The organism is Rhodococcus sp. SORGH_AS_0301 (assembly GCF_030818285.1).
GTDB lineage: Bacteria > Actinomycetota > Actinomycetes > Mycobacteriales > Mycobacteriaceae > Rhodococcoides.
In genome coordinates this window covers 1,858,135-1,876,850 of sequence record NZ_JAUTAC010000002.1, presented here as the reverse complement: position 1 = coordinate 1,876,850, position 18,716 = coordinate 1,858,135, and the positions used below count along the sequence as shown (strand labels likewise).

Genomic DNA, 18,716 nt, shown 5'->3' with positions numbered 1-18,716 from the left:
AGTGGCTGAGCATCTCCCCACCCGTGCGCATCGCCGGGGTGGGGAGGGCGGGACTCCTGTGGAGAAGGAGGACCGTCGGCCTCTACATCGACGCGATCAGGCGCTCCACGCGCTCGTCGACCGAGCGGAACGGGTCCTTGCACAGCACCGTGCGCTGAGCCTGGTCGTTGAGCTTGAGATGCACCCAGTCGACGGTGAAGTCGCGTCCCGCCTCCTGTGCGGCGCTGATGAACTCGCCACGCAGCTTCGCGCGTGTCGTCTGCGGCGGCGTGTTCACCGCCTCGTCGATCTGGTCGTCCTCGGTGACGCGCTTGACCAGTCCCTTGCGCTGCAGCACGTCGAAGACGCCGCGGCCGCGCTTGATGTCGTGATAGGCCAAGTCCAGCTGGGCGATCTTCGGGTCGGACAGGTCCATCGAGTACCTGTCCTGATAGCGATCGAACAGCTTGCGCTTGATAACCCAGTCGATCTCGGTGTCCACCTTGGCGAAGTCCTGCGCCTCGACGGCGTCGAGGGTGCGGCCCCACAGGTCGACGACCTGCTCGATCTGCGCGTCCGGCTCGCGGTTGCGCAGGTGCTCGACGGCGCGGGCGTGGTACTCGCGCTGGATCTCGAGTGCACTGGCCTGGCGTCCCCCCGCGAGACGGACGGGGCGCCGCCCCGTCGAGTCGTGGGACACCTCGCGGATGGCGCGAATCGGGTTGTCCAGGGCGAAGTCTCGGAACGAGACGCCCGCCTCGATCATCTCCAGGACGAGCGCTGCGGTGCCGACCTTGAGCATGGTCGTCGGCTCGGCCATGTTGGAGTCGCCGACGATGACGTGCAGACGACGGTACTTCTCGGCGTCGGCATGCGGTTCGTCACGCGTGTTGATGATGGGCCGTGAGCGGGTGGTCGCGGACGACACGCCCTCCCAGATGTGCTCGGCGCGCTGCGAGAGGCAGAACGTGGCGGCCTTCGGCGTCTGCAGGATCTTGCCCGCGCCGCAGATGAGCTGGCGGGTGACCAGGAACGGCAACAGCACGTCGGAGATGCGGGAGAACTCGCCGGCGCGCACCACGAGGTAGTTCTCGTGGCAGCCGTAGGAGTTGCCCGCGGAGTCGGTGTTGTTCTTGAACAGGTAGATGTCGCCGCCGATGCCCTCCTCGACGAGACGCTGCTCGGCGTCGATGAGCAGGTCCTCGAGAACACGCTCGCCGGCGCGGTCGTGCGTGACCAGCTGCAGAAGGCTGTCGCACTCGGCAGTGGCGTACTCGGGATGGGAGCCGACGTCCAGGTAGAGCCGCGCACCGTTGCGCAGGAACACGTTGGAGCTGCGTCCCCACGACACGACACGCCGGAACAGATACCGGGCCACCTCGTCCGGGCTGAGTCGACGGTGCCCGTGGAACGTGCACGTCACACCGAACTCGGTCTCGATCCCCATGATTCGTCGCTGCACACTTCGACAGTACAACGGCATCGACCGCGGCATCGGCTACCCGAGCCCGTGGCAGCCGTAGTGTGGCGCAGGTGAATCCCCGATCGCTGCGCGGCCGCACCCGTTCCGTCGATCTGGCGCTGGTGAAGGCCAGTTTCGCGTCGCGACCGTCGGGGTTGGACCCCGCGCTGCGCACGCTCACCGGGCTCGCCGATCACAGTGTTCTGTGGGCGATCGTGGCGTCGGCGCTCGCCGCGTCCGGCGGCCCCCGACGACGAGGTGCCGTACGCGGCATGCTCGCGGTCGTGGGTGCCAGCTCGCTCGCGAACGGGGTGCTCAAGCCGCTGCTCCCCCGCGATCGTCCACCGGCCGCGTCGGTCCCCGCGCTCCGGCGGATCATGACCCCACCCGTGTCGTCGTCGTTCCCGTCCGGTCACGCCGCCTCCGCCGCGGCGTTCGCGACGGGCGTGGCGCTCGAGGCTCCGCTCGCCGGTCTCCTCGTCGCCCCGCTGGCCGCGACCGTCGCGTACTCGCGAGTGCACGTCGGTGTGCACTGGCCGTCGGACGTGGTGGTGGGCGCGGCGCTCGGGGTCGCGGTCGCGCTGTCGACCCGCCGCTGGTGGGCCGTGCGCTCCACCGAGTCGGCCGAGTTGGGCCCCGCGGGGCCGGCGCCCGCCCTGCACGAGGGTGAGGGAATGCTTGTGCTGGTCAATCCGGGCGCGGGCACCCACAATTCGGAAGTCGTCGCCGACGTGGCGAAGGCCCTGCCGAGGGCGCGGTTCCTCGAGCCGAACGCCGACGACGACTTCACCGCCCAGTTCGTCCGCGCCGCAGGATCGGACGTGCTCGCGCTCGGAGTCTGCGGAGGGGACGGCACGGTGGCCGCTGCCGTCGCGGCCGCGGTGCGGACGGGGCTTCCTCTCGCGGTGTTCCCCGGCGGCACGCTGAACCACTTCGCACGGGACGTCGGCGCGGTGGAGGTGTCGGTCACCGCGGACGCCGTCACTCGCGGCGCGTCCAGCCGGGTGGATCTCGGCGGTGTGAGCATCGACGGCGGTGAGGAGATCCTCTTCGTCAACACCGCCAGCATCGGGGGCTACCCGGATTCGGTTCGGCTGCGGGACAAGTGGAGCTCACGCATCGGGAAGTGGCCCGCGGCCGCGGCCGCGATGGTGGCCGTCCTGGCGGTGGCCGAGCCGATGCACGTGGAGATCGACGGGCGCCGCGACTCGGTGTGGATGATGTTCGTCGGCAACGGCACCTACACGCCGGGTGATCAGGTGCCCATGTCGCGGCCGTCGATCGCGAGCGGTGTGCTGGACGTGCGGTTCCTGCGCGCGCACATGCGGCTCTCGCGTACCCGCCTCGCACTCGCCGCGATGACCGGGACTCTCGGCACGTCGCCCACCTACCGCCATCTGCGGGTGCCGGCGGTCTCGGTGCGCAACCTGCAGACCACGGTCGCGGTGGCGGTGGACGGGGAGGTGGCGGGCAAGGGCCGGGCCTTCGACTACCGGGCCCGGCCCTCGCTGCTCACGCTGTACGGAACGGGCACCGCCGACGCGCCGCGCGCGTGACGGGTGCTTCGTAGCCGGTCGGTCAGGTGCCCGCAGGTTCCGAACCGGGGGGCAACAGTCCCTGGAGCGCCGCTCCGGAGATCCGCCGGAACGCACGCCTCGGCCGCGTCTGTTCGAGAACGGCCACTTCGAGGCTCGTGACCTCGAGGACGCGCTTCTCCGCGGGCTCGCTCGCGGCACCGTTGGTCGGCGGGTTCGACGTGGAGTCCTGGAGCGCACCGACTGCCAGCGCGACCGCCGCGTCGAGATCGAGCCCCGAGCGGTACTTCTCGCGCAGGACCGTCGAGATCGGTTCGGTGGCACCGCCCATGACCACGAAGTCGACCTCGTCGACGATCGAGCCGTCGTACGTGATGCGGTAGAGCTGGGACCGGGGGCTCTCGTCGACGGCACCGACCTCGGCCACGCAGATCTCCACCTCGTACGGCTTGAGCTGCTCGGTGAAGATGGTGCCGAGCGTCTGCGCGTACGCCTTGGCCAACGATCGTCCGGTGACGTCCGCACGGTCGTAGGTGTAGCCCTTGGTGTCGGCGTGCACGATGCCGGCGCGACGTAGATTCTCGAACTCGTTGTACTTGCCCACCGCGGCGAAGCCGAGGCGGTCGTACAGCTCGCTCACCTTGTGCAGTGCGGAGGACCGGTTCTCGGCGACGAAGAGCACGCCGTCCGCGTAGGTCAGCACGACCACGCTGCGACCGCGTGCGATTCCCTTGCGCGCCAGTTCCGAACGATCGCGCATGATCTGTTCGGCGGACGCGTAGTACGGCATCGTCATCGGCGCGGACCCCCTTCTTCCGATCGGTCCTGCAGTACCGCACGGGCCAGAGCCTCGATGCGGTCCGATCCCACCAGGTTCGCTCCCCCGGCACCGATGGCCACCGCCGTCGGGTAGATGCCGCGGGTCAGATCCGGTCCGCCGGTCGCCGAATCGTCGTCGGCAGCGTCGTACAGCGATTCGACCGCGACGCGCAGTGCCTCGTCCTCGGTCATGTCCTCGCGGTAGAGCTTCTTCATCGCCGACTTCGCGAACAGCGATCCCGATCCCACCGCGTGGTAGCCGGACCGTTCCTCGTAGCGGCCACCGACCACGTCGTAGGACACGATGCGCCCCGCATGGCGGGCGTCGACGGCGTCGAGGTCGTAACCGACGAGCAGCGGAACCACAGCCAGACCCTGCATGGCCGCACCGAGATTGGCCCGCACCATGGAGGACAGCTTGTTGGCCTTGCCGTTGAAGGTGAGGGAGACGCCCTCGATCTTCTCGTAGTGCTCGAGTTCGACCGCGAACAGCCGCACCAGCTCGATCGCCATGCCGGCGGTTCCCGCGATGCCGGCGGCCGAGTAGTCGTCCGTGACGTACACCTTGTCGACGTCGCGACTGGCGATGAGGTTGCCCATCGTCGCGCGGCGATCACCCGCGAGGATGACGCCGCCGTCGAAGGTGACGGCCACGATGGTGGTGCCGTGCGGTGCGATGTCGGACTGCATCGTCGCCTCCGGGGACAGAGCGAGATCCGCACGAAAACGGTTCTCGGGCAACAGGTGCGGTGCGTAGGCGCGCAGGTGTTCACTGAAGGAGGAGAACGGCGACCCGTAGCGCAGGGTGGTGTCGCTCTCGTGGGGACGGGGAACGGAGTTCGCGTCCGTCACTGGCCGCCCTTTTGCACGTAGGCGCGGACGAAGTCCTCCGCGTTCTCCTCGAGCACGTCGTCGATCTCGTCGAGGAGATCGTCGGTCTCCTCGGCGAGCTTCTCGCGTCGTTCCTGACCCGATGCGCCCTCGGCCGAACCGTCGTCGTCATCGCCACCGCCGGAGCGTGTGGTCTGCTCTTGTGCCATAGCCGACCTCCTCGTCACGAACCGCGTGTTCTCTCGACACGCAGCGAAACTTCACCCTACCGAGCATGCGCCGTCACAGGGTGACAACCCACCGTACGTCCGGCACGGGCGGACCGTCAGGTGGTGAGCTGGTCCACCAGTTCTGCGGCCGAGTCCACCGATTCGAGCAGAGCACCGACGTGGGCCTTGCTCCCCCGCAGTGGCTCGAGGGTGGGGATACGCACCAGCGAGTCTCCACCGAGGTCGAAGATGACGGAGTCCCAGCTCGCGGCCGCTATGTCGCGGCCGAACTTGCGGAGGCACTCGCCGCGGAAGTACGCGCGGGTGTCGGTCGGGGGGTTCGAGACGGCGTCCATGACGTCCTGCTCGGCGACCAGCCGTTCCATCGATCCGCGCGCGACGAGCCGGTTGTAGAGACCCTTGTCGAGGCGGACGTCCGAGTACTGCAGGTCCACGAGGTGCAGTCGCGGCGCCGACCAGCCGAGTCCCTCGCGGTTGCGGAACCCTTCGAGCAGCCGCAGTTTCGCCGGCCAGTCGAGGAGGGACGCGCAGTCCATCGGGTCGCGCTCGAGCTTGTCGAGGATCATCGCCCACTTCTCGACCACGTCGGCGGCGCGCGGATCCTTCTCGCCCTGTGCGTCGAGATGCGCGGAGACGCGCTCGAGGTAGATGCGCTGCAGTGCCAACGCCGTCAGCTCGCGACCGTCCGCGAGCGCGACCGTGCGGCGCAGCGTCGGGTCGTGACTGATCTGGTGCACCGCCGTCACCGGACGGGCCAGCTGCAGATCGGACAGGTCCACGCCGGCCTCGACGATGTCGAGCACCAGGGCCGTCGTTCCGACCTTGAGATAGGTCGCCATCTCGGCGAGGTTGGCGTCACCGATGATCACGTGCAGGCGCCGGTACTTGTCGGCGTCGGCGTGCGGCTCGTCGCGGGTGTTGATGATGCCGCGCTTGAGCGTCGTCTCGAGGCCCACCTCGACCTCGATGTAGTCGGCGCGCTGCGAGAGCTGGAATCCGGGCTCGTCTCCGGACTGACCGATGCCGACGCGGCCCGAGCCGGTGAACACCTGGCGGGAGGCGAAGAACGGCGAGAGCCCGGCGATGATCGCGGAGAACGGGGTCTCGCGAGACATCAGGTAGTTCTCGTGGGTGCCGTAGGACGCGCCCTTGCCGTCGACGTTGTTCTTGTACAACTGCAGGCGCGGGGCGCCGGGCACGCTCGAGGCATGGCGCGCAGCCGCTTCCATGACGCGCTCCCCCGCCTTGTCCCAGATGACGGCGTCGAGCGGATCGCGCACCTCCGGTGCGGAGTACTCCGGGTGGGCGTGGTCGACGTAGAGACGCGCGCCGTTGGTGAGGATCATGTTGGCCGCGCCGACCTCGTCGGCGTCGATGATCGGCGCCGGGCCACTGAACCGGCCCAGGTCGAACCCGCGTGCGTCACGCAGCGGGGATTCCACCTCGTAGTCCCAGCGCGTCCGCTTGGCCCGCGGCACACCCGCCGCGGCGGCGTACGCCAGCACCGCCTGGGTGGACGTCAGGATCGGATTGGCGGAAGGCTCGGTAGGAGAGGAAATTCCGTACTCGACCTCGATGCCGATGATGCGCTGCATGCTCTCGACCCTAGGCTATCGACCCTGTGACCCCTGATCGAGTGGGAGCGGTGACACATGCCTGACGACGAGATCGTGGCCGTGTACGACGAGCGTGGCCACGTGGTGGGCGCGGCGCCGCGCACCGAGGTGTACGAGCGCGGTCTGTGGCACGCGAGTGCCGGCGTGCTGGTGCGATCCACCGACGGGTCACGCGTGTACGTCCACCGCCGCACGACGACCAAGTCGGTGTTCGCGGGGATGCACGACGTTCTGGCCGGTGGGGTCGTCGATACCGGGGAGGACCCTCGACAAACCGCCTCGCGAGAACTCGCCGAGGAACTCGGCGTCGTAGCGGACGTGACGGGCGACCCGGTGGTCGGCCGCTGGACGGGACGATCCGGCGCTGCGACGGTGCGCTGCCACCTGTTCGCGTACGAGGTGCGCCACGACGGGCCGATGCACCACCAGCCGTCCGAGATCGCGGACGGCTGGTGGTGGTCGGACGTCGAGGTGCTGACACACCTGGACGATCCCGCGTGGCCCTTCGTTCCGGACACCCGCGTGATCGTCTCGGCGCTGCTACAGGTGGGCGGTCAGAGGTACTGACCCGTGTTCGACTCGGTGTCGATCGAGCGGCTCGCACTGGCGTTCTTACCGGTGACGAGCGTGCGGATGTAGACGATCCGCTCACCCTTCTTGCCCGAGATGCGGGCCCAGTCATCGGGATTGGTGGTGTTGGGCAGATCCTCGTTCTCGGCGAACTCGTCGACGATGGAGTCGAAGAGGTGTCCGACGCGCAGACCCGGTGTCCCGGTGTCGAGCACCGACTTGATGGCGTACTTCTTCGCGCGGTCGACGATGTTCTGGATCATCGCGCCCGAGTTGAAGTCCTTGAAGTACAGGACCTCCTTGTCGCCGTTGGCATAGGTGACCTCGAGGAATCGGTTGTCGTCGCTCTCGGCGTACATGCGCTCGACGACGCGTTCGATCATGCCGCGGATGCAGGCGGCGCGATCGCCGCCGAACTCCGCGAGATCGTCGGCGTTGACGGGCAGCGAGTCGTCGAGGTACTTCGAGAAGATGTCGAGCGCGGACTCGGCGTCCGGCCGCTCGATCTTGATCTTCACGTCCAGACGGCCCGGGCGCAGAATGGCCGGGTCGATCATGTCCTCGCGGTTGGACGCACCGATCACGATGACGTTCTCGAGGCCCTCGACACCGTCGATCTCGGCCAGCAGCTGAGGAACGACGGTGGTCTCCACGTCGGACGAGACGCCCGACCCACGGGTACGGAAGATGGAGTCCATCTCGTCGAAGAACACGATGACGGGAGTGCCCTCGGACGCCTTCTCGCGAGCCCGCTGGAAGATCAACCGGATGTGGCGCTCGGTCTCACCGACGAACTTGTTGAGCAGCTCGGGGCCCTTGATGTTGAGGAAGTAGGACTTCGCGTCGCGTGCGTCCTGCCCCCGTGCCTCGGCGATCTTCTTCGCCAGTGAGTTGGCGACCGCCTTGGCGATGAGTGTCTTGCCGCAGCCGGGAGGCCCGTAGAGCAACACACCCTTGGGCGGGCGCAGCGAGTACTCACGGAACAGATCCTTGTGCAGGAACGGCAGTTCCACGGCGTCGCGGATCTGCTCGATCTGCCGCCCGAGGCCGCCGATGTCCTCGTAGCCGACGTCGGGGACCTCCTCGAGCACGAGGTCCTCGACCTCGGCCTTGGGAATGCGCTCGAACGCGTAGCCGGCCTTGGTGTCGACCAGCAACGAGTCGCCGGGGCGCAGGCGGCGCGACGGCCCGTCCGGATCCTCCGGTGCCTCGTCGTCGGCCATCTCCTGCAGCGGAGTCGCCAACCACACGACACGTTCCTCGTCGGCGTGGCCGACGACGAGGGCGCGCTTGCCGTCCTCGAGGATCTCGCGAAGGGAGCTGATCTCGCCGACGCGTTCGAATTCACACGCCTCGACGATGGTGAGGGCCTCGTTCAGACGCACGGTCTGGCCGGGCCGGAGTGCGGTGGCGTCGACGTTCGGCGAGCACGTCAGGCGCATCTTGCGGCCCGAGGTGAACACGTCCACCGTCGCGTCGTCGTAGGTGTGCACCAGGACGCCGTAACCGCTGGGCGGTGCGCCGAGCCGGTCGACCTCCTCGCGCAGGGCGATGAGCTGCTGGCGCGCCTCCTTGAGCGTCTCCATCAGCTTCGTGTTGCGTGTGGAGAGCGAGTCGACCCGCGACTCGAGATCACGCACGTCGGTGTTACGGGTGTCCGCCGACGGCGCACCCCCACGGGAAGCGTCGAGTTGTCGACGCAGGACGGTGGCCTCGGCTCGCAGGGCATCGAGTTCGGCCAGGACTGCGGACTGGTCCGGGTTGTCTGTAGGGCTCATGCAGGACTCCTCCCAAAGCGATTTCTCAACGCTACCGGGCGAAACGCAAACGTGTGTGACGACCGTGGTCAGACACTGTCACCGACCACCGACAGACAGCGGACGAACGGCACACGGTCGGTGCATGAACCCCCGGTGTCAGGCGGGTTCGGTGGGGGTCTTGCCGGCCCGTCGCTGCGGTTTCGGGGTGACGGTGCCCTCGGCCAGACGACGCGCACTGACCAGGAACGCGGTGTGCCCCTGCATGCGGTGCTCGGGTCGCACTGCCAGCCCGACGACGTGCCACCCCCGCACGATCGACTCCCACGACCGCGGCTCGGTCCAGCACTCCTGCGCACGCAGGGCCTCGACGACCTTGGACAACTGCGTGACGGTGGCCACGTAGACGATCAGCACGCCGCCCGGAACCAGCGCACCGGCGACGGCGTCGAGTGCGTCCCACGGCGCCAGCATGTCCAGCACCACCCGGTCGACCATGCCCTCGTGACGCGCGACGTCGAACGCGGCGACGTCGTCGATCACCAGGTCCCAGTTCTCCGGCCGCTCGCCGAAGAAGGTCTCCACGTTGCGCACCGCGTGCACGGCGTGGTCCTCGCGCACCTCGTAGGAGATGACGCGCCCCTGCGGACCGACGGCACGCAGCAGCGAACACGTCAGGGCGCCGGAACCGGCACCCGCCTCGAGCACGCGGGCACCCGGGAAGACGTCGCCCTCGTGCACGATCTGGGCGGCGTCCTTGGGGTAGATGACCTGCGCGCCGCGCGGCATCGACAGCACGTAGTCGACGAGGAGCGGGCGCAGAGCGAGATACGGGGTGCCGTTCGTCGACTTCACGACGCTGCCCTCGTCGACACCGATCAGATCGTCGTGGCGGATCCCGCCGCGGTGGGTGTGGAATTCCTTGGCCGCGTCGAGCACCACCGTGTAGTGCCGCCCCTTGGCGTCGGTGAGCTGCACGCGATCACCGACGCGGAACGGTCCGCTCGCGCGCGCAGACGTGTCGGTGTCGGTCGGTTCCACGGGTGGTCCTCTTTCCGGTGCACTCTGGTCCCGCCCACGAAGCGGGGCGCTCTAGGGGCGCGACGCGCCCCGGGGAACTGTAGGGCAGATACCGGATCGTGTCGGTGAGCGGGCATAGTGTCGGCGCCGTGAGCATCTCGACCGAAGACCCCGTCGTCACCGACGTCGCCGCGGCGGCACCCGACCGTCCTCGCCGTCGTCCCGCGTTGTCGCCCTCGCGCGCAGCGGATTACAAGCAGTGCCCCCTGCTCTACCGGTTCCGGGCCATCGACCGCCTGCCCGCACCGCCGTCGAAGGCGCAGTTGCGCGGCACCCTCGTGCACTCCGCCCTCGAGTCGCTCTACGCGTTGCCCGCGGCGGACCGGGTCTCGACGCGGGCCGGCACCCTCGTGCAGGAGGAATGGGACGCCATGGTCGTGTCGCACGAGTACGCGGCCGATCTCGTCGAGGAGCACGAGCGCGAGAAGTTCGTCGCCGAGGCGCAGTCGCTCGTGGCGTCCTACTACTCGCTCGAGGACCCCACACGGTTCGACCCCGAGTCGTGCGAGCAGCTCGTCGAGACCGAACTGGACGACGGCGTGCTGTTGCGCGGCTACATCGACCGCATCGACGTCGCGCCCACCGGGCAGCTGCGCGTCGTCGACTACAAGACGGGCAAGGCGCCGCGCGAGATCGCCGAGGCCAAGGCGTTGTTCCAGATGAAGTTCTACGCGGTGGTGCTGATGCGCACGCGCGGCATCGTTCCCGCGCAGCTGCGCCTGCTGTTCCTGAAGGACAGCCAGATTCTCACCTACGCCCCGGACGAGGACGAGCTCCGCCGGTTCGAACGGACGCTGTCCGCCATCTGGACGGCCATCCGGTCCGCCGGCGAGACGGGCGACTTCCGCCCCAAGCCCGGAAAGCTGTGTGGGTGGTGCGACTTCCAGGCCCTGTGCCCGTCCTTCGGCGGCACTCCGCCCGAGTACCCGGGGTGGCCGAGCGAGCCGACGGAGGTCACGGCGTGAGCGAGGATGCACTCTTCGTCCGTGTCGAGGGAACCGATCGCTATCGCGCCACGCGGCTCACCACGAGTGTGTGGGCGGAGACCATGCAACACGGCGCTCCCCCGTCGGCGCTGCTCGCGCGAGCACTGGAGCAGTGTTCGCCGGTGCCGGGCACCCGGCTCGCGCGGGTGACGATGGAGATCCTCGGGCCGGTGCCCGTCGGAGAACTCACCGTTCAGGCCCGTGTGGAACGCCCCGGTCGACGGGTCGCCATGCTGTCGGCCGACCTCGTCGCGGATCTGCCCGACGGGTCGACCAGGGCGGTCGCGCGTGCCACGGCCTGGCGCGTGGCGATGACCGACACCTCGGCGGCCGGGCAGACTCTCGATCCACCGTTGGTGCCCGGTCCGGACGAGTCCGAGGCCGGGTGGGCATTTCCGGACCACTGGCACGGCGGGTTCCTCGACAGTCTCGAGTTCCGGGGCGCCCGCCCGGTGACGGCGTCGGAGCCCGGCCGGGTGTGGGCACGTCCGAGGTATCCCGTGGTGGCAGGCGAGCAGACGTCGCCGATCGTCGGACTGTTCGCCGTGGCGGACATCGCCAATGGCGTCGCGGCGCTTCTCGATCCGACGGAGTGGACGTTCCTCAACACCGATCTGACGGTGCAGATCGTGCGCGAACCCGTCGGCGAATGGGTGGGTGTGCAGGCCCGCACCGCGATCGGCGACGACGGCATCGGGCTGTGCACCTCGACGTTGTACGACGCGACGGGGTCGGTGGGCCGCACGTTCCAGACACTCGAGGTGCGCGCTCGCGCCTGACGTCTCCACACCGGATCAGCCGAGCCGGACCACCTGTCCGACGCGGAAGATCCCCGCGGGATCGTGCTGTTCGGCCAGGGCTCCGAGCCAGGCCCGAGTGTCCTCGTCGTAGACCCGTGCGAGGTGAGCGGGGTCGTCGGACGCCGCGAAGTTGGGCAACGCGCCACCGGTCGACCACGGTGCCAGAGCCTCCACGACTGCCTCGCCGTGCGCGATCACCGCATCGGCGACGGGAGGCGCCAGCACTCCGATGCACAGGAGGCTGTAGGCGGCCTCGCGATGGCAGTACACGTCGGGATGCGGTCCCGGCCGGCCGAGAGCGCCGCCGAGCAGCCTCAGCTCCACGATCACCTGCGGTGAACTCGACGCGGGGCCGGTCATGACCAACACGGTCGCTGCCGCCTCCTCGTCGAATACGCGGAGCATCGTCGTGGCCTCACGTGTCGGCATCGGATCCACCGGGTCGGCATGCACCGACCCCACCGCCGCGTACGGAATGGTCGTGACCGTGTCGATGACGGTCGGGGCCGCAGCGCGCATCGGCGCGAGAACGTCGGCTGCGATCCCCGGCTCCGCGACCGATGCGAAACGCACCGCGACCACGAACTTCCCGGCCAATGGTTCCGGCACGCCGGGCAGCGGTGGAAGCTGGAGGAACGCCAGCGAGGTGTTGTGCTCCTCGGTCAGCGTGGCGCTCCACACCCGCCACGCCTCGAGTACCGCCGCCGCGTGCCGGCCGTCGTAATACAGTGCGCCCGCGTAGAACTCGGCGATCGGCAGCAGCTCCGTCTCGACCGAGGTGACGATGCCGAGTGTCGACTTGCCCCCACACAGGCCGCGGAAGAGATCGGCGTCGCTGTCCGGTGTCACCCGGCGCAGTGTGCCGTCGCCCGTGACGAGATCGAACGCGCGCACACGACTCGACGAGACCCCGTACGTCCGAGCCACCGGCCCGATTCCCCCACCGGTCAGAAATCCCGTGACGCCGGTGTTCGGCGACGACCCACACAGCGGCGCCGATCCGGACGGCGCACCGGCGTCGAGAACCTGCTGCCACAGGACCCCGGCGCCGAGCCGGGCGACGCGCGTGTCGGGGTCGATCGTCAGTTCGTCGAGATCACCGGTGAGGACCAGAATCGTGTCCGGACCGATGTGCACCGCCCCGTGTCCGGTGGCCTGCACGGCCACGCGAAGCCCGGCCTCGCGCGCTGCCCGCACGGTGGCGGCGACATCGTCCGCGGTGGCGGCCGCGACGACTGCCACCGGATCGACGGGGACGGCGACGTTCCACGGCACCGACCGCTCGTATCCGGGCTCCCCCGGACGCGACAGTGTTCCGGTGAGTGCGGCGGCGAGCGAGACCAGCAGGTCGGGGCTCGCAGAATCGACGACGGTCATGACGGATCCTCTCGACGACGCGACTCTAGCGACGAGAGGAGACTGGTCGGTACCGATCAGAAACTACTGGGACCGATCACAACGGAGCGGACGCGTCAGAATGCGCGGCACGACCGGATGTCGGACGCCAGAATCGCCTTGGCGCCGAGCTCGGCGAGCTCGTCCATCACGGCATTGTGTCCCTTGCGCGGAACCATGGCACGAATGGCCACCCACGCCTCGTCAGCGAGCGGGGACAACGTCGGCGACTCGAGGCCGGGCGTGATCTTGACGGCGTCGTCGAGGATGCTGCGCGGGCAGTCGTAGTCGAGCATCAGGTACTGCTGGGCGAAGACGACGCCCTGGACACGCGCAATGAGCTGGTTGCGCGCCTTGTCGTCGACGGGCGAGCCCGCCTGCTCGATGAGCACGCCCTCCGAATCGCACAGGGATTCACCGAACGCCACCAGGTTGTGTTGGCGCAGTGTGCGTCCCGAGCCCACGACATCGGCGATCGCATCGGCGACACCCAACTGGATGGAGATCTCGACGGCTCCGTCCAGACGGATCACGGTGGCCTCGAGGCCCCGCGCCGCGAGGTCCCGGCGGACCAGGTTGGGGTACGACGTGGCGATGCGGAGCCCGGCCAGATCGTTCGGGGTCCACTCCTTGCCGGCCGGCGCGGCGTAGCGGAAGGTGCTGTTGCCGAATCCGAGTGCGAGCCGCTCGGTCACGGGTGCGCCCGAATCGAGCGACAGATCCCGGCCGGTGATGCCGAGATCGAGCTCACCCGAGCCCACGTAGATGGCGATGTCCTTGGGACGGAGGAAGAAGAACTCGACGTTGTTGGCGTTGTCGAGCACGGTGAGATCGCGGGAATCGGCGCGGCGACGGTAGCCCGCCTCGCTCAGAATCTCTCCGGCGAGCTCGGACAGGGAACCTTTGTTGGGGACGGCGACGCGAAGCATGGTGGGACTCCTGGGGTGCGGGAAGATCGGTGGCGGTGGAAGTGGGGTGGTCCGCTCACAGATGTCGGTAGACATCCTCGAGGGAGAGGTTCTTCCCGACCATCAACACCTGGATCCAGTACAGGAGCTGCGAGATCTCCTCCGCCAGCGCCTCGTCCGTCTCGTGCTCCGCGGCGATCCACACCTCGCCGGCCTCCTCGAGGATCTTCTTGCCCTGCTGATGCACACCCGCGTCCAACGCGGCGACGGTGCCCGAGCCCTCGGGCCTGGTGGCAGCGCGGTCGGTGAGCTCGGCGAACAGGGACTCGAAGTTCTTCACGGGTGATGATTGTTCCACGACGCGGCCCGCGGACCGCTATCAGTGTCCCCCGGCGCGCGCAGACCGGAGATCGTCGAGGGTGAGCCCCTCGAGGGTCGTGCGGAACGTACGGCCCGGTCCGCTGGGCACCTGCACCTCGGAAGGCACCACCACGACGGCGCATCCCGCCGAGACGGCGGACTCGGTTCCCGTGGGCGAATCCTCGACGGCGACGCACGACGCCGTGTCGACACCGAGCAGCTCTGCGCCCCGGCGGTACGGATCGGGAGCGGGCTTCGCGTGCGTCACCTCGTCGCCGCACACGGTCGCGCCGAAGCGGTGACGGCCCAGCGTCTCGAGCGCGATCTCCGTCAGCATGCGCTCGGTGTTGGTGACGAGGGCACAGCCCAGACCGGCCGACTGCACCAGATCCAGCGCCGCCTCCGCACCCGGACGCCACGGCAGACCACCCGCGAACAGCTCGACAACACGGCCGTTGAGCCAGGCAGCGGACTCCGCCAGGTTCTCCGGCGACGCCTCCCGTCCCACGTGCGCGTAGACCTTCGCCAGCGCACCCATCATCGAGTTGCCCAGAGTCGACTCCCGCACCTCCGGAGTGAGCTCGCGCCCGAGGGACTCGGACAGCTCGTACACCGCGATGTCCCACAGGCGCTCCGAGTCCAACAGCGTCCCGTCCATGTCGAACAAGACGGCCTGGAGCTCAGACATCCGACCGGCCTCCGGCCTGCCCGCTCAACTCCGACCGGCTCCGGCCTGCCCGCTAGACATTGAAGTACTTCGCCTCCGGGTGGTGCAGCACGAACGCATCTGTCGACTGCTCGGGGTGCAACTGCAACTCGTCGGACAGATCCACCCCTATGCGCTGGGGTTCGAGCATCGCGACGAGCTTGATGCGGTCCTCCAGATCGGGGCACGCGCCGTACCCGAACGAGTACCGGGCACCGCGGTACTCGAGCTTGAAGTACCCCTCCACGTCGGACGGATCCTGATCCACGAGGGAGCGGCCGCTGGGCAGCACCAGTTCCTCGCGGACGCGGCGATGCCAGTACTCTGCGAGCGCCTCGGTGAGCTGCACGCCGATGCCGTGCACCTCGAGGTAGTCGCGGTACGCATCCGCCTTGAAGAGCTCGTTGGCGAAGTCGGCGATGGGCTGACCCATCGTCACCAGGTTCATCGGCAGGACGTCGACCACACCCGTCTCACGGGCGAGGTCTCGCGACCGCACGAAGTCCGCGATGCAGAGGAACCTGCCGCGGTCCTGGCGCGGGAACGTGAACCGGAAGCGCTCCGCCGCATCGGGTTCCGGGGACTCGAGAACCACCACGTCGTCACCCTCGGACACTGTCGGGAAGTACCCGTACACCAGTGCCGCGTGCGCGAGGATGCCGTCGGTGCTGAGGCGGTCGAGCCAGTACCGCAGGCGCGGACGGCCCTCGGTCTCCACGAGGTCCTCGTAGGACGGGCCCTCACCGGCGCGTGCGCCGCGCAGACCCCACTGACCGAGGAACAGGGCACGCTCGTCGAGAAGCCCCGAGTACTCGGACAGCGAGATGCCCTTGACGATCCTGCTGCCCCAGAACGGCGGCGCCGGAAGCTCCTTCTCGACGGAGACGTCGGAGCGCTCGGGAACGACGACCGGTGTCTCCGCGGCCTTGCGCTTCTCGGCGATGCGCCGGGACCGCTCGTGCCGCTCCTTGCGCTCCGCGGTCTTCTGCTGAGCGGCGAGCGCCTCCTCGCTGTCGGGAGCCGGCGCCACACCGCGTTTGGTGTTCATGATCGTGTCCATCAGGCGCAAGCCCTCGAACGCGTCACGCGCGTACGACACCTCACCCTCGTAGACCTCGGCGAGATCGTTCTCGACATAGGACCGGGTGAGCGCTGCGCCACCGAGCATGACGGGGAACTTCTCGGCGACGCCCTTGGCGTTGAGCTCGAGCAGGTTCTCCTTCATGACCACCGTGGACTTCACCAGCAGACCGGACATGCCGATGACGTCGGCACGCTTGTCCACCGCGGCGTCGAGAATCGCCGAGATGGGCTGCTTGATACCGAGATTGACCACCTCGTAGCCGTTGTTGCTCAGGATGATGTCGACGAGGTTCTTGCCGATGTCGTGGACGTCGCCCTTGACGGTGGCGAGCACGATGCGGCCCTTGCCGTCCTCGTCGGACGCCTCCATGTGCGGCTCGAGGTGTGCCACAGCCGCTTTCATCACCTCGGCGGACTGCAGCACGAACGGAAGCTGCATCTGCCCGGACCCGAACAGCTCACCGACGGTCTTCATGCCGGACAGCAGCGTCTCGTTGATGATCGCGAGCGGCGGCTTCTCCTGCATCGCCTCGTCGAGATCGTCTCCCAGCCCGGCACGCTCACCGTCGACGATGCGGCGCTCGAGGCGATCGAACAAGGGAAGGCCGGCCAGTTCCTGCGCCCGCGACTCGCGTGCGGACGCCGCGGAGACGCCTTCGAACAGCGCCATGAGCGCCTGCAACGGGTCGTAGCCCTCGCGGCGACGGTCGTACACGAGGTCGAGCGCGACCTGGCGCTGCTCCTCGGGGATACGCGCCATGGGGAGGATCTTCGACGCGTGAACGATGGCCGTGTCGAGCCCGGCCTCCGTGCACTCGTGCAGGAAGACCGAGTTGAGCACCTGCCTCGCAGCAGGATTGAGGCCGAACGAGATGTTCGAGATACCCAGGGTGAAGTGCACCTCGGGATGACTCTCGTGCAGTCGACGGATGGCCTCGATGGTCTCGATGCCGTCCCGCCGGACCTCTTCCTGGCCCGTCGAGATGGGGAACGTCAGGGTGTCGAGGATGATGTCCGATTCCGGAAGACCCCAGTTGTCGCGGATGTCGGCGATGAGCCGCTCCGCGATGCGGATCTTCCAGTCCGCCGTCCGGGCCTGACCCTCCTCGTCGATCGTCAGCGCGACGACCGCCGCTCCGTGACGCTTGACCAGCGTCATGATGCGCTGGAAGCGCGAGTCGGGCCCGTCGCCGTCCTCGTAGTTGACGGAGTTGACCGCGCTGCGCCCACCGAGGTGCTCGAGCCCGGCCTCCAGGACTGCGGGCTCGGTGGAGTCGAGCATGATCGGCAGCGTCGAGGAGGTGGCCAGGCGCGAGGCCAGAGCCGACATGTCGGCAGCACCGTCGCGGCCGACGTAGTCGACGTTGAGATCGAGCATGTGCGCGCCGTCGCGCGTCTGGTCCTTCGCGATGTCGAGGCACTTCTGGTAGTCCTCGGCCAGCATCGCGTCACGGAACGCCTTCGAACCGTTGGAGTTGGTGCGTTCGCCGATCATGAGGATGCTGGCGTCCTGCTCGAACGGCACCGCTGCGTAGAGAGACGAGACACCCTTCTCGGGCTTCGGGTCCCGCACTCCGCGGCGCGCGTCGTGCACCGCGTCGGCGACCTGGCGGATGTGCTCCGGGGTGGTTCCACAGCAGCCACCCACCAGGGAGAGGCCGAACTCGGTGACGAAGCCGCTGAGCGCCTCGGCCAGCTCGTCGGGACCGAGCGGGTACTCGGCACCCTTGGGGCCGAGCTGCGGCAGGCCGGCGTTGGGCATGACCGAGACCGGCACGGTGGCATGCCTGCTGAGGTGACGCAGGTGCTCGCTCATCTCGGCGGGGCCCGTGGCGCAGTTGAGGCCGATCAGGTCGACCCCGAGCGGCTCGATCGCGGTCAGTGCCGCGCCGATCTCGCTGCCCAGCAACATCGTGCCGGTGGTCTCGACCGTCACGTGCGTGATGATCGGGATGCGGATGCCCAGCTGCTCCATCGCGGCCTGACTGCCGAGGATGGCGGCCTTCACCTGGAGCAGGTCCTGGCACGTCTCGATCAGGACGGCGTCGGCGCCACCGTCGATCATTCCCAGCGCAGCTTCGGCGTAGGCGTCGCGCAGCGCCCGGAACGGGGCGTGGCCGAGGGTGGGCAGTTTGGTGCCCGGCCCCATGGACCCGAGCACGAAGCGGCCCATGCCGTCTCGCCCGGTACCCATCTCGTCGGCGACCTCGCGGGCCAGGATCGTTCCCTTGTAGGACAGCTCGCGGATGCGGTCCGAGATGTCGTAGTCGGCGAGGTTGGGGAGGTTGCACCCGAAGGTGTTGGTCTCGACGGCGTCCGCGCCCGCCTCGAAGTACTCCCGGTGGATCTGGCGGAGCACGTCGGGACGCGTGTCGTTGAGGATCTCGTTACAGCCTTCGAGGCCGCGGAAATCGTCCAGCGTCAGGTCTGCGGCCTGCAGCATCGTTCCCATGGCACCGTCGCCGATGACAACACGCTGGGACAGCGCATCGAGCAGGCGTGATCGGAATTCGACAGGCATGCCCCCAAGCGTAGTGGTCTGTCCCGACAGCTCTGGTCGTAGGCTGGGCGGGTGAGTGCGCCAGAAACGCCCGAGGGC

At 68.5% G+C, this 18,716-nt stretch carries 16 protein-coding genes; 4 read left to right on the top strand and 12 right to left on the bottom strand.

Features of this window, described 5'->3' with window-relative positions:
* Window positions 1-82: 82 nt before the first annotated feature.
* Window positions 83-1,441, bottom strand: coding sequence for a Pup--protein ligase (pafA, locus tag QE397_RS09460; RefSeq protein WP_197027762.1), 1,359 nt, complete (start codon window positions 1,439-1,441; stop codon window positions 83-85).
* Between the two features lie 272 nt (window positions 1,442-1,713).
* Here pafA and QE397_RS09455 point away from each other — a divergent pair, with 272 nt between their 5' ends.
* Window positions 1,714-2,997, top strand: coding sequence for a bifunctional phosphatase PAP2/diacylglycerol kinase family protein (locus QE397_RS09455; RefSeq protein ID WP_373425286.1), 1,284 nt, complete (start codon window positions 1,714-1,716; stop codon window positions 2,995-2,997).
* A gap of 22 nt (window positions 2,998-3,019) precedes the next feature.
* Here the strand turns inward: QE397_RS09455 and prcA are convergent, their stop codons facing one another.
* From prcA to dop, 4 genes are all read right to left on the bottom strand, one after another.
* Window positions 3,020-3,772, bottom strand: coding sequence for a proteasome subunit alpha (prcA, locus tag QE397_RS09450; RefSeq protein ID WP_307093011.1), 753 nt, complete (start codon window positions 3,770-3,772; stop codon window positions 3,020-3,022).
* Complete coding sequence (gene prcB / locus QE397_RS09445) at window positions 3,769-4,647, bottom strand: proteasome subunit beta (protein WP_307093009.1); 879 nt, start codon at window positions 4,645-4,647, stop codon at window positions 3,769-3,771. Before prcB ends, prcA begins: the two co-directional genes overlap by 4 nt.
* Window positions 4,644-4,835 carry a ubiquitin-like protein Pup gene (locus QE397_RS09440; protein WP_027505357.1) on the bottom strand — a complete coding sequence of 64 codons (192 nt, stop codon included), beginning with the start codon at window positions 4,833-4,835 and terminating at the stop codon, window positions 4,644-4,646. Before QE397_RS09440 ends, prcB begins: the two co-directional genes overlap by 4 nt.
* A 116-nt stretch (window positions 4,836-4,951) precedes the next feature.
* Complete coding sequence (dop, locus tag QE397_RS09435; RefSeq protein ID WP_307093006.1) at window positions 4,952-6,451, bottom strand: depupylase/deamidase Dop; 1,500 nt, start codon at window positions 6,449-6,451, stop codon at window positions 4,952-4,954.
* A gap of 57 nt (window positions 6,452-6,508) precedes the next feature.
* Between dop and QE397_RS09430 the strand changes: the two genes are divergently transcribed.
* Entirely contained in the window at window positions 6,509-7,039 is a 531-nt protein-coding gene (locus QE397_RS09430; protein ID WP_307093004.1) for an NUDIX domain-containing protein, read from the top strand.
* On the opposite strand, the gene arc is transcribed toward QE397_RS09430, so the two are convergent.
* On the bottom strand, window positions 7,027-8,820 hold the full coding sequence (gene arc / locus QE397_RS09425; protein ID WP_027505354.1) for a proteasome ATPase: 1,794 nt from the start codon (window positions 8,818-8,820) through the stop codon (window positions 7,027-7,029). The two genes, QE397_RS09430 and arc, sit on opposite strands and share 13 nt — an antisense overlap.
* Window positions 8,821-8,958: 138 nt before the next feature.
* The gene (locus QE397_RS09420; RefSeq protein ID WP_027505353.1) at window positions 8,959-9,840 is read right to left on the bottom strand and encodes a tRNA (adenine-N1)-methyltransferase; all 882 of its coding nucleotides are present in this window, start codon (window positions 9,838-9,840) and stop codon (window positions 8,959-8,961) included.
* Window positions 9,841-9,968: 128 nt separating this feature from the next.
* Between QE397_RS09420 and QE397_RS09415 the strand changes: the two genes are divergently transcribed.
* Window positions 9,969-10,844, top strand: a complete 876-nt coding sequence (locus QE397_RS09415; RefSeq protein WP_027505352.1) for a RecB family exonuclease — start codon at window positions 9,969-9,971, stop codon at window positions 10,842-10,844.
* Window positions 10,841-11,644: a thioesterase family protein gene (locus QE397_RS09410; protein WP_056445157.1), complete on the top strand. Its 804-nt coding sequence runs from the start codon at window positions 10,841-10,843 to the stop codon at window positions 11,642-11,644. The genes QE397_RS09415 and QE397_RS09410 overlap by 4 nt, the downstream gene beginning before the upstream one ends.
* Window positions 11,645-11,659: 15 nt before the next feature.
* Here the strand turns inward: QE397_RS09410 and QE397_RS09405 are convergent, their stop codons facing one another.
* The 5 genes from QE397_RS09405 to metH all read right to left on the bottom strand — a co-directional run bounded on the left by QE397_RS09405 (window position 11,660) and on the right by metH (window position 18,638).
* Window positions 11,660-13,042, bottom strand: a complete 1,383-nt coding sequence (locus QE397_RS09405; RefSeq protein WP_307093001.1) for an FAD-binding oxidoreductase — start codon at window positions 13,040-13,042, stop codon at window positions 11,660-11,662.
* A gap of 95 nt (window positions 13,043-13,137) precedes the next feature.
* Window positions 13,138-13,989: an ATP phosphoribosyltransferase gene (hisG, locus tag QE397_RS09400; protein ID WP_027505349.1), complete on the bottom strand. Its 852-nt coding sequence runs from the start codon at window positions 13,987-13,989 to the stop codon at window positions 13,138-13,140.
* Window positions 13,990-14,044: 55 nt separating this feature from the next.
* Window positions 14,045-14,308, bottom strand: coding sequence for a phosphoribosyl-ATP diphosphatase (locus QE397_RS09395; protein WP_027505348.1), 264 nt, complete (start codon window positions 14,306-14,308; stop codon window positions 14,045-14,047).
* Between the two features lie 39 nt (window positions 14,309-14,347).
* Window positions 14,348-15,016, bottom strand: coding sequence for an HAD family phosphatase (locus tag QE397_RS09390; RefSeq protein WP_056444592.1), 669 nt, complete (start codon window positions 15,014-15,016; stop codon window positions 14,348-14,350).
* A gap of 52 nt (window positions 15,017-15,068) precedes the next feature.
* Window positions 15,069-18,638 (bottom strand): methionine synthase, encoded by a 3,570-nt coding sequence (gene metH, locus QE397_RS09385; protein ID WP_307092998.1) that lies wholly within the window; start codon window positions 18,636-18,638, stop codon window positions 15,069-15,071.
* Window positions 18,639-18,716 lie beyond the last annotated feature (78 nt).

Bases quoted from the DNA above. Each gene is read 5' to 3' on its own strand.
- arc (WP_027505354.1), bottom strand. From the start codon at position 8,820: ATGAGCCCTACAGACAACCCGGACCAGTCCGCAGTCCTGGCCGAACTC.
- QE397_RS09430 (WP_307093004.1), top strand. From the start codon at position 6,509: ATGCCTGACGACGAGATCGTGGCCGTGTACGACGAGCGTGGCCACGTG.
- prcA (WP_307093011.1), bottom strand. From the start codon at position 3,772: ATGACGATGCCGTACTACGCGTCCGCCGAACAGATCATGCGCGATCGT.
- hisG (WP_027505349.1), bottom strand. From the start codon at position 13,989: ATGCTTCGCGTCGCCGTCCCCAACAAAGGTTCCCTGTCCGAGCTCGCC.
- QE397_RS09405 (WP_307093001.1), bottom strand. From the start codon at position 13,042: ATGACCGTCGTCGATTCTGCGAGCCCCGACCTGCTGGTCTCGCTCGCC.
- QE397_RS09455 (WP_373425286.1), top strand. From the start codon at position 1,714: ATGCTCGCGGTCGTGGGTGCCAGCTCGCTCGCGAACGGGGTGCTCAAG.
- dop (WP_307093006.1), bottom strand. From the start codon at position 6,451: ATGCAGCGCATCATCGGCATCGAGGTCGAGTACGGAATTTCCTCTCCT.
- metH (WP_307092998.1), bottom strand. From the start codon at position 18,638: ATGCCTGTCGAATTCCGATCACGCCTGCTCGATGCGCTGTCCCAGCGT.
- QE397_RS09440 (WP_027505357.1), bottom strand. From the start codon at position 4,835: ATGGCACAAGAGCAGACCACACGCTCCGGCGGTGGCGATGACGACGAC.
- QE397_RS09390 (WP_056444592.1), bottom strand. From the start codon at position 15,016: ATGTCTGAGCTCCAGGCCGTCTTGTTCGACATGGACGGGACGCTGTTG.